Origin of the sequence: Rothia sp. HMSC075F09 (genome assembly GCF_001810515.1) — a bacterium.
In the GTDB taxonomy this organism is placed as follows: Bacteria; Actinomycetota; Actinomycetes; order Actinomycetales; family Micrococcaceae; genus Rothia.
In genome coordinates this window covers 52,543-62,847 of sequence record NZ_KV801794.1, presented here as the reverse complement: position 1 = coordinate 62,847, position 10,305 = coordinate 52,543, and the positions used below count along the sequence as shown (strand labels likewise).

The 10,305-nt window shown below is 61.2% G+C and carries 8 protein-coding genes; all 8 read right to left on the bottom strand.

All coding sequences use genetic code 11. The features are described from left to right. Window positions 1-80: 80 nt before the first annotated feature. The 8 genes from HMPREF2749_RS07135 to HMPREF2749_RS07105 all read right to left on the bottom strand — a co-directional run bounded on the left by HMPREF2749_RS07135 (window position 81) and on the right by HMPREF2749_RS07105 (window position 10,048). A complete protein-coding gene (locus HMPREF2749_RS07135) occupies window positions 81-1,016 on the bottom strand; it encodes an inositol monophosphatase family protein (RefSeq protein WP_049356551.1) in 936 nt (311 codons plus the stop codon). 81 nt (window positions 1,017-1,097) lie between these two features. Continuing rightward, on the bottom strand, window positions 1,098-2,225 hold the full coding sequence (gene rsgA, locus HMPREF2749_RS07130) for a ribosome small subunit-dependent GTPase A (protein ID WP_049356554.1): 1,128 nt from the start codon (window positions 2,223-2,225) through the stop codon (window positions 1,098-1,100). Next, the gene (gene aroA, locus HMPREF2749_RS07125; protein ID WP_070593917.1) at window positions 2,226-3,707 is read right to left on the bottom strand and encodes a 3-phosphoshikimate 1-carboxyvinyltransferase; all 1,482 of its coding nucleotides are present in this window, start codon (window positions 3,705-3,707) and stop codon (window positions 2,226-2,228) included. It lies immediately after the preceding gene. A gap of 246 nt (window positions 3,708-3,953) precedes the next feature. After that, window positions 3,954-4,268, bottom strand: a complete 315-nt coding sequence (gene rsrA / locus HMPREF2749_RS07120; RefSeq protein ID WP_005508601.1) for a mycothiol system anti-sigma-R factor — start codon at window positions 4,266-4,268, stop codon at window positions 3,954-3,956. A gap of 91 nt (window positions 4,269-4,359) precedes the next feature. Next, window positions 4,360-5,088, bottom strand: a complete 729-nt coding sequence (locus HMPREF2749_RS07115; RefSeq protein WP_049342176.1) for a sigma-70 family RNA polymerase sigma factor — start codon at window positions 5,086-5,088, stop codon at window positions 4,360-4,362. Between the two features lie 157 nt (window positions 5,089-5,245). Next, the gene (locus HMPREF2749_RS09500) at window positions 5,246-5,320 is read right to left on the bottom strand and encodes a 50S ribosomal protein bL37 (protein WP_095343185.1); all 75 of its coding nucleotides are present in this window, start codon (window positions 5,318-5,320) and stop codon (window positions 5,246-5,248) included. 230 nt (window positions 5,321-5,550) lie between these two features. Further along, window positions 5,551-6,150 carry a GDSL-type esterase/lipase family protein gene (locus tag HMPREF2749_RS07110; protein WP_005505446.1) on the bottom strand — a complete coding sequence of 200 codons (600 nt, stop codon included), beginning with the start codon at window positions 6,148-6,150 and terminating at the stop codon, window positions 5,551-5,553. 220 nt (window positions 6,151-6,370) lie between these two features. Beyond that, window positions 6,371-10,048 carry a multifunctional oxoglutarate decarboxylase/oxoglutarate dehydrogenase thiamine pyrophosphate-binding subunit/dihydrolipoyllysine-residue succinyltransferase subunit gene (locus HMPREF2749_RS07105; protein ID WP_070593941.1) on the bottom strand — a complete coding sequence of 1,226 codons (3,678 nt, stop codon included), beginning with the start codon at window positions 10,046-10,048 and terminating at the stop codon, window positions 6,371-6,373. Between the last annotated feature and the right edge of the window lie 257 nt (window positions 10,049-10,305).

Below are 10,305 nucleotides of genomic sequence, written 5' to 3'. Positions count from 1 at the left end.
GCGGCTTTCCACTTACCGGAAAGCCGCCGCCTCGCTATATTGTCACCGTCACCGGGGGAGGGGCTAGGGGCGGAGAGAATCTAGGAACGGGGTGCGAGCGCCTCCAGCACCTGCTGCTGGACCGCCGCCGTATTACTTGCCACCAGGGACACCGGGTGCACACCGGAGACTGAAACACCCGCGTGCTCGGGCAAATCACCCTCCAGGGTGGAGGCGACGCCGCCAGCCTCGCGGATCAGCGGCAGTAGCGCAGCCACCTCGTAGAAAGACAGGGATGCGTCTACGACGGTGTCCACGGCACCCTCAGCGAGCATACACGCCGCCCAGAACGAACCGTACGCGCGGGAACGACCCACACAACCCAGAAGCTGTACAAGCTCGCCAGAGCGGTCCACAGCGCCTTCAGAGGCCGCCTTCCAGGAGGAGAGATCGGTGTACGCGGCAGACAGCTGATCCAGCTGAGTCAGCGAAGACACCTCAAGACGAGTCGCCTGCGCCAAGGACTTACCCGTGTACGCGCCCGAGCCGCGAGCAGCCCACCAGCGGCGACCCAGCGCGGGTGCAGACACCACACCCACCACCGGCTCACCCTGATCCAGCAAAGCAATCAGAGTCGCCCACACCGGCACGCCGCGGCGAAAATTATCCTGCTCAGCAATCGGTGCAATCACCCACTGGCGCGCCGCCTGACCGTTATAGCCGGCATGGGCACCGGCAATACCGTCACGAGTACGCACACGCGACAGCTGCGCGCGCAGAAGCTCTTCAACTTCCTGAGCCACACTCGAGGCGTAATCGGCAGGCTCCTGCGCCTGCGGTTCTACGGGCTGCTGAGTAGCCTGCTGCCACGGCGCCAACGGTGCCGCGGCGGGTGCCGCCTCGGCGGGCTCTACCACCTCGGAAGCGGGGGAGAAGACCGGGCGGTCACGAAAACGCATGGCGCTCACACGATCGACGCTATCGGCAAGAATATGCGCAAGACGCAAATCGTCGGTGTACTGCTGGGGACGGCTCATAGTAATGCTCTTCTTCAGTATTCGGTGATGTAGTCAGCAAAAATGTGCGTGTAGTGCTGTGTGCAGTGCAGGGGAGAGAACCTAGACGAGAGCGCCCAGTTCCTTCTCCGAATCGCCCTCTTCAGGAGTCAACAGCAGTAGCTTACGCAAGGACTCCAGGCGGGCGGGACCGCTCTCACCGGCACGACCGGCAGCAACGTACGCCTCCAGACCGCACTCGGGAGCCTGCGCCGCGTGCGTACACGCCTTCGGACAATCCGCCGCACCCGGCGCCAGGTCCACGAACGCCTCCACAACGGTCTCCGGCGGCACATGCGCCAGACCGAAAGAACGAATACCCGGAGTATCAATAATCCAGGTGCCCGGCTCCATCGGGTCGCCATTCGCATTCACCGGACGCAACGCCAACGCCGACGAGGAAGTGTGACGGCCACGGCCCGTCACCGCGTTCACATGACCGGTCGCACGCTCGGAGCCGGTCAGCGCATTCACCAGGGTCGACTTACCCACACCCGAATGACCCAGAAGCACCGACACCTGACCCAGCAGCTCCTGCAGAAGCTCCTGAACCGGTGCCGACTCCAGACCCTTCGCGCCCTCCTGACTCGGCGCCAAACCATCCGAAGACGAAGACAGCACAATTTTCAAACCGCTCGCCGCATAGTAATCCAGCAGGTTCTGCGGGTACCGCACATCGGTCTTCGTAATGCACAGAATCGGCTCAATCCCGGCGTCAAACGCCGCCACCACGGCACGGTCAATGAAGCCGGTGCGCGGCTCCGGGTTCGCCGCAGCAACCACAATCACCAGCTGCTGAGCATTCGCCACGACCACGCGCTCCGACGGGTCGGTGTCATCGGCGCTACGGCGCAGAATCGAGGTGCGCTCGCCCAGCCGCACAATGCGCGCCAGGGTATCCTTCGCGCCGGAGGTGTCACCCACCAGGTCCACAAAGTCACCGGTCACAATCGCGGTGCGGCGCAGCTCCTTAGCGCGCGCCGCAATGAGGGTACGCTCCTTCTCAGTACCCTCATCAACGACAACCGACCAGCGGCCGCGGTCCACCGTAATGACCCTGCCACGAATCGCTTCTTTGAAGGTCGGGCGGTCCTTCGTGCGGGGGCGGGAGCCCTTCTTGTTTGGGCGCACGCGCACATCCGACTCATCCCATTCGGAGAAATCGCGCACGTTCATGCGGGAAGAACCCATTTAGAAGACCTCCTGGTTGGCGGTAACGTCAGAGGTGGAAGCGCCGGCCTGCCACTGCGCCAGCATGTCCTCCCACATTGAGGTAAATTCGGGCATGGTCTTCGCGACGGTGGCTACGTTCTGCACCACCACGTTGCCGCGGCGCAGACCAATAATCGCCGCGAAGGTCGCCATGCGGTGATCGTCGTAGGTGCGCGCCAGAACCTGCTCAGTCTCAGCGGTAGCGGGGATGGGCGCCTCAATCACCAGTGAATTGGCGGTGTCGTGGGCGGTACCTCCCAGGCGGTTAATCTCAGCAGCGAGCGCTGCGAGGCGGTCCGTCTCATGACCGCGCAGATGCGCAATGCCGGTCAGCTCAACGCGGCCATTCACGAAAGCGCAGGCAGCCGCCATGGTCGGCGCCAGCTCGCCACCGGCAGACAGGTCAAAGGAGAAGTCACCCTCGGGAAGCTGCGCCGGACCGGTCACGGTCAGACGGCTCTCAGCGTAGCGAACCTGCGCACCCAGCGCGGGCAGAAGCTCACGCCACATATCGCCCACCTGGGTCGTACCCGCCGAAGAATCAGCCGCGGGTGCTGGCCAGTGAGGAATAGTCACCGACTCGCCGGTAACCACGGCGGCGGCAAGGAACGGACCGGCATTCGACAGGTCCGGTTCAATGGTCATCTCAAAGCCGGGGAAAGAACCGGGGTGAACCGTCCAACGGTACTCGCCGCTCTCTGCTTCGTTGCCTTGGTTCGGGTAGTGCTCCTGCACCTGAATACCCATCTGGCGCAGCGCCTCCACGGTCATCTGAATGTGCGGGATGGACGGCACCGAAGAGCCCTCGTGCACCAGCACCATGCCCTGCGGCAGGCGAGGCGCCATCAGCAACAGCGCCGAAACGAACTGGGACGACGTCGAAGCATCAATACGAACCACGGGCGCCTCAGAAATACCCTCTACGCTCGCCAGACCGGGGGAGCGCAGCACGAAGGGCAGAGCGTTCTCGCCCTGCTCACAATCCACATGCACACCCAGCTGACGCAGACCCTCCAGAACCGGACCCATCGGACGCTGACGAGCATGCGGGTCACCGTCAAAAGCGAACTCACCCGGCAGTAGCGCGGCCAGAGCGGGCACAAAACGCATCACGGTACCGGCGAGGCCGCACTCAATCGACACAGCATGCGGCTGTGCCTGCGCAAAGTCGAGGGGAATGACCTTCACATCCGGACCGAACGGCGAATCGGTCGGCACCAGCTCAATACCCGCACCCAGCTGGCGCAACGCCTCAATCATGAGCGCCGAATCGCGCGAATGTAGCGGCGCACGCAAATACGAGGGGGAATCAGCCAGAGCGGCAAGCAACAGATAACGGTTCGTGAGCGACTTAGAACCCGGAATATGCACCAGCGCGTTCTTGCCAGCGGCTTCGCTGGAGGCGGGTGCCAGGGGAGCGGGCCAATCACCGGGGGAAAGCTGCACTGCTGCGTCGCTCATATGTCCTCTTCTGGGTCGAATCACGGGGAGGCGCAGGCTGTGGTGCGCTGCGCCGGTTGACGTCTACCCCTATTCTACCGGTTGAGGGTTTGCGAGCCGCCGAGGACTCCAGAGGTGAGATAGGCAATGCACACCAGGTAGTGCGAACCAACCAACACGCGTAAAGGCGGTGCACCGTTATTGGTGCACCGCCTTCACTCATCATCAGATGTCTATACCCCCAGCGGGGCAACAGCTTGAGGCAGCTTAGAGGTTAGCCTCGGCGCAGAACTTCTGCACATCCTGCAGTAGACGCGCCTTCAGCTGCTCGGGCGCCTGCTGAGCGCACGAAGAACGCATCTTCTCACGAATCATCAGCTCAAAGTCCTTCACATCCGCGCAGTCGGGGCAGGCATCCAGATGCGCCTGAACTGTGCGCAGCTGCTCGGGGCTCAGCTCCCTATCGAGGAATTCATAGAGGCGCTTGAGAGACGACGAGCAGGGCTGGCCGCCGCAATCCTCCAGCGGCTCAGAAGCCGCGGAGGCTTCGGGGACAGAAGAATTCTTGTCTGTGGTTGACATCGGGGTTCCTTTCACACGGAAGGTATAAAGCGTTAGGGGAGTCTAGCCCCAACCTCATGGGGGGGGCTAGCTCACGTGTAGAAGAGCGAAACTAAGAATCTGCAGGCGCCTCGGAGCCAGAGCCCGCCGGCGGGGACTTTACGCCCTTGGCCGCCTTAGTGCCCTTGGTAGCCTTTGCCGGCTGCCCCTTAGTGCTCGCCTTCGCTGCGGCTTTCGCCTCAGCCTTTGCGATGGTCGACGGGCGCAGACCGTTCTCACGCGCATAATCGAGCAGCTTCTCACGCAGAATACGGCGGCCACGATGCAGACGAGACATCACCGTGCCCAGAGGGATATCCAGAATCTCCGCAATATCCTTGTACGCGAACCCCTCCACATCGGAGTAGTACACCACCATGCGGAAATCCTCAGAGAGCTCGTTCAGAGCCTCACGAACCTCCGTATTCGGCAGGGCACTCAGCGCCTCCGCCTCGGCAGAACGCAGACCCACCGCATCATGCTCACCGGCCTGAGCCAGCTGCCAATCCTCCACCGTCTCACCCTGAGACTGCTGCGGCTCACGCTGACGCTTACGGTACAAATTGATGTACGTATTCGTCAGGATGCGGTACAGCCACGCCTTCAGGTTCGTACCCTCGGTGAACTGGTGGTACGAAGCAAAAGCCTTCATGTAGGTTTCCTGCACCAAGTCTTCAGCATCGGCAGAGTTGCGGCTCATCCGCAGGGCGGCAGCGTAGAGCTGATCCACATACTGCATAGCGTCCGCGGTAAAGCGTTCGCGCAGCTCGCGGGTATCCGCTGCGGTGTTGGTTTCAGCCATGTTTCTCCTCTACAGGAACGCGCCAGGCGTTCACTTCCATAACGTAGAATTCTTCTCTTTATTCCGCAGAATGCGCACAAACATCTGCGGGTAAAGCAAAACCCCGGGTCCGAATAATATCCGAAACGCCGGGGTTTTAAAGTGTATGCAAGATACCTTATGCGTTGGGGCGCTTACCGTGGTTTGCGCCGCCCTTACGACGGTCCTTGCGCTTACGACCGCGCTTGCTCATCAGAGCCTCCTTATAGTGTTCATGGATGCACGCCCCACCTTCGCGGTGCGCGCTCCCTATTACCTGCCCTAGCAGAGGCGGTCACCGAAAACCGGTGGCCCACGCTATAAGGGCAACGCCGTCTATTTTTTCATAGAAACGGCATGATTGCATCTTGGAACCGGGATATGAGCTAAAAAACACGAACTTTCTTCGCATCAACTCACAGTCCCAACCGGGGGAGCGGGCTCTTAGCCGTGCTCTGGAATGTTCAGCCAGTTGTACCAGCCGCGGTGCAGAACCAGCCACGCCATCAGACCGTAACCGGACTGACCCGGGCGGCCGTCATTAGCGGCAAGGTCGTTGCGCCACTGCTCATGGTGAAGCAGCGGGTTGAACGTATCCACGTACACGTGGTTACGGCGGGTCACCACATCCGCGTACGCCGCCGACAGGTCAGCGATACGGCGGTTACGCTCAGCGTCCAGGGTCGGCGGCGGACCAACAACCAGAACCTTAATGTTGTTCTGCGACGCCATATCCACAATGTTCGCCAGGTTCAAACGCGAACGAGCGCTGGTCAGACCCAAATCAATGTCAAAGGTCGACGGAGCAATAATGAGGCGGTTATCAGCACCGGGAACGAAGCGGCGGCGCGCCTCCTCGAACCAGCGTGCATTCAGCTGCTCGCTACCTTCATTGGGGGCGGCAAGGTTATATGCCGCAATGGATGCAGTGGTCTGCGGGGTGCGCGCCATAACGCGGCCAAACCAGCCGAGGGTACGGGGGTCGCCAACACCGGCGAGCAGGTCATCGCCGACTGCCACAATTCGAATATTGCGTTGCTCCACGGAATTCTTTCTTCAGCAGGATGCGCCCGCCGTGAGAGGCGGCAAGGCACGTGAGTAATAGTCTTCATATCTAGGATAAGCGCTCTTGAGCCTCTTTTCGAACTTAATACCCTCTCCGGTAAGCATCCGAGACTAAAAAACCCGTCTGCCCGCCAGAAACATCTGACGGGAAGACGGGTTTTGAAGAGCTAAAACCTTAGCAGTTTAGCTGTAGAAGACCTTAGCCTTCGAAGACCTGCTTGAGCAGAGCCTGAGCCTCAGCTTCGTGCAGCTTACCGGTACCAGCAGCCGGGGAAGCAGCTGCGGGGCGGGAAGCAAGACGCATACGGCGGTCGATCAGCGGCTGCAGGTTGAGAGCCATGAACGGCCACTGACCCTGGTTAGCAGGCTCGTCCTGAGCCCACACAACGTCGGTAGCGTTCGAGTACAGAGCCAGCTGCTCCTTGATCTCCTGCTCGGGCAGCGGGTACAGCTGCTCCACCGAGACAATAGCGGTCTTGGTGTCGCCGCGGCGCTCGCGCTCAGCTTCCAGATCGTAGTAGAGACGGCCGGATACGAAGACCACACGCTCAACCTGAGCCGGGTTGATGCCCGAACGATCGCCAATCACCGGCTGGAACGAACCCTCGGTGAAGTCCTCGATGGAGGACGCAGCAGCCTTCAAACGCAGCAGCTGCTTGGGGGTAATCACCACGAGCGGCTTGTACGGACGGTGCTGAGAGTGGCGACGCAGCAGGTGGAAGTGCGAAGCCGGGGTCGAGGGGCATGCAACAGTCATGTTGTTCTCAGCGCACAGCTGCAGGTAACGCTCAACACGAGCCGAGGAGTGGTCAGGACCCTGACCCTCGTAGCCGTGAGGAAGCAGCATAACCAGCGAGGAGCGCTGGCCCCACTTCTGCTCGGCGGAGGACACGAACTCGTCAATGATGGTCTGAGCGCCGTTTGCGAAGTCACCGAACTGAGCCTCCCACACCACGAGCGAGTCGGGGCGCTCTACCGAGTAGCCGTACTCGAAGCCGAGAACGCCGTACTCAGAGAGGAAGGAGTTGTAGATACGGAACTTGCCCTGGTCCTCAGAGAGGTGCTCCAGCGGCGACCACTCTTCATCAGTGATGTGGTCGTGCAGAACAGCGTGACGCTGAACGAAGGTACCGCGCTGAACATCCTGACCGCTCATACGAACGTCGGTGCCCTCCATCAGCAGCGAACCGAAGGCGAGCAGTTCACCCATACCCCAGTTCACGTTGCCGGTGCGGCCCATCTCAACGCGCTGCTCCATGAGCTTCTTCAGCTTCTTGTGGACGGTGAAGCCCTCGGGCTCCTTACCGAACGCATCAGCGATGTGCTGCAGAGTCTCACGGGAAATTGCAGTCTTACCGCCGTGAACGACCTCGGTGTTCTGCTGGGATGCGGGCAGTTCCAGACCGGAAACGTGCGCGCCAGCAGGAGCCGGTGCCGAAGACTGAGTCTCGACGAAGATAGCGTCCAGCTTCGAGTGGTAGGAGTCCAGAACTTCGTCTGCCTCTTCCTGAGAGACATCGCCGCGACCGACCAGGTCCTGTGCGTACAGGGTGCGGGTCGAGGGCAGGACGTCAATATCCTGGTACATCTTCGGCTGGGTCATCGACGGATCGTCAGCCTCGTTGTGACCGCGGCGGCGGTAGCAAATCAGGTCAATGACAACGTCGCGACCGAAGCGCTCACGGTACTCGAATGCCAGGCGTGCGGCGCGAACCACTGCATCCGGGTCATCAGCGTTGACGTGGAAGACCGGAGCCTTGGTCATACGCGCAATGTCGGAGGCGTGGGTTGCGGTGCGGCCGTCGTTCGGCAGGGTGGTGAAGCCAATCTGGTTGTTCACCACAACGTGTACGGTGCCGCCGGTGGTGTACGCCTTCAGGTCAGCCATCTGCAGGGTCTCCATGACGATACCCTGGCCAGCGAACGCTGCGTCACCGTGAATCAGGATCGGCAGGACCGGGTGGCCCTCAACGCCCTGCTCGCGGTAGACGTCCTGCTTAGCGCGGACGATACCCTCGAGCACGGTGTTTGCAGCCTCAAGGTGCGAGGGATTAGCAGCCACGTAAACCTGGGTCTGCTTACCGGAATCGGAGGTGAAGACACCCTCGGTACCGAGGTGGTACTTCACGTCACCGGAGCCACCCTCGTAGGGTGCTGCGGTGCCGGAGAACTCACGGAAAATCTGAGCGTAGGACTTACCAGCAATGTTGGTCAGCACGTTCAGGCGACCGCGGTGTGCCATACCAATGGCAACGCCCTTCAGGTCGTTGTTAGCGGCCTTGTCCAGAACAGCGTCCAGCAGCGGAATCAGGGACTCGCCGCCCTCCAGGGAGAAGCGCTTCTGACCCAGGTACTTGGTCTGCAGGAAGTTCTCGAATGCCTCAGCCTCAACCAGCTTGGAGAGAACACGCAGCTGCTCCTCGCGGGTGGGCTTAGCAACGCCGCGCTCCAGACGCTCCTGGAACCATGCGCGAACCTCGGGGTCCTCAGAGTACATGTACTCAACGGACAGGGAGCCGGAGTATGCCTCGTGCAGGCGCTCCAGGATGGTGCGCAGCGGCAGACGCTCGGAACCGCCGAAGCCACCGGTCGGGTAGACGCGGTCCAGATCCCACAGGGTCAGGCCGTAGTTCTCCAGCTTCAGGTCCGGGTGCGAACGCATCTTGTAGCCAACGGGGTTGGTTGCTGCGGTCAGGTGGCCGTGCACGCGGTACGCGTGAATGAGCTGCTGGATACGTGCAACCTTGGAAATTTCCTGAGCGTCATCGACGTGGTTGTCGCGTGCCCAACGAACCGGCTCGAAAGGAACCTTCAGGTCGCGGAAGATTGCGTCGTAGAAGTCGTCGCCGCCGAGCAGGTAGTGCTCAACCAGCTTCAGGAACTCACCGGAACCTGCACCCTGAATGACGCGGTGGTCGTAGGTGCTGGTCAGGGTGATGATCTTGGACAGGCCCTGCTGGGTGATGAGCTTCTCGGACAGGCCACGGAACTCAGCCGGGTACTCCAGCGCGCCCACACCGATGATGGCTGCCTGGCCCTTGGAGAGGCGGGGCACCGAGTGGACGGTACCGATACCACCGGGGTTGGTCAGCGAAACAGTGGTGCCGCGGAAGTCCTCAATGGTCAGCGCGCCGTTACGGCCACGCTTAACGATGTCGTTGTACGCATCCCAGAACTCGCGGAAGCTGAGGTTCTCAGCGCCCTTGAGGTTCGGAACGACCAGGTTACGGGAACCATCGGGGCGGGGCAGGTCAATAGCCAGACCAAAGTTCACGTGCGCGTTGTGGATTGCAACGGGCTTGCCCTTCTCGTCCACACCGTAGGTCACGTTCATCGAAGGCATCGCTGCCACTGCGCGAATTACTGCGTAACCAATCAGGTGGGTGAAGGAGACCTTGCCGCCGCGGGTGCTTGCCAGGTACTTGTTGATGGCAGCACGGTTCTCAATGAGCAGCTTTGCGGGGACCGCACGAACGGTGGTTGCGGTGGGGACAGTCAGCGACTCTTCCATGGTCGTGACGACTGCCTTAGCAGGGCCGCGGAGGGGGACAATCTTGTCTTCAGCAGGTTCCACAGGTTCAGCCTTCTTGGTAGCAGCGGGAGGGGTGGGGTTAGCAGGCGCAGCCGCAGGCTTCGGTGCCGCGGGGGCGGGAGTTGCTACAGGTGCGGCAGGTGCAGCCGGTGCGGCGGGTGCCGCAGCAGGAGCTGCACTAGCGGTACCGGCGCCTCCCAGCGCCTTGTCGATGGTCTCAAAAATGGGCCACCATGAAGGGTCCACGAGGTTCTTGTCCTTCTGGTAACGCTCGTACTGTTCTTCAACGAACCATTCGTTACCGGCAAATTCCTCAGGCACCAGATGTTCTGGCAGATTTGGCACGTTAAACGCCTCTTCCAATTAGTGTGAATTTATCCGTCGCGTCCGGGACTCTCCCCGGCATAGACGACCCGCGTCTTCGAGGGGCGAATCATCACGCTGAGCATGTGCGCATCGCCTAAGATGGTGGCCGTATGTGCGGGGTGTGCACCGTACAAACCTGCCTAGCGTGCCGTGAACGTCGGGGTTCATCCGCTTGCATGGCGGCACACTCATGCTCCTATGTATAAGTGTAAAGAGAAGCACGGTGAACTTTCCAG

Coding starts and splice junctions, on each gene's coding strand:
- aroA (WP_070593917.1), bottom strand. CDS start 3,707: ATGAGCGACGCAGCAGTGCAGCTTTCCCCCGGTGATTGGCCCGCTCCC.
- HMPREF2749_RS07135 (WP_049356551.1), bottom strand. CDS start 1,016: ATGAGCCGTCCCCAGCAGTACACCGACGATTTGCGTCTTGCGCATATT.
- HMPREF2749_RS07115 (WP_049342176.1), bottom strand. CDS start 5,088: ATGGCTGAAACCAACACCGCAGCGGATACCCGCGAGCTGCGCGAACGC.
- rsgA (WP_049356554.1), bottom strand. CDS start 2,225: ATGGGTTCTTCCCGCATGAACGTGCGCGATTTCTCCGAATGGGATGAG.
- rsrA (WP_005508601.1), bottom strand. CDS start 4,268: ATGTCAACCACAGACAAGAATTCTTCTGTCCCCGAAGCCTCCGCGGCT.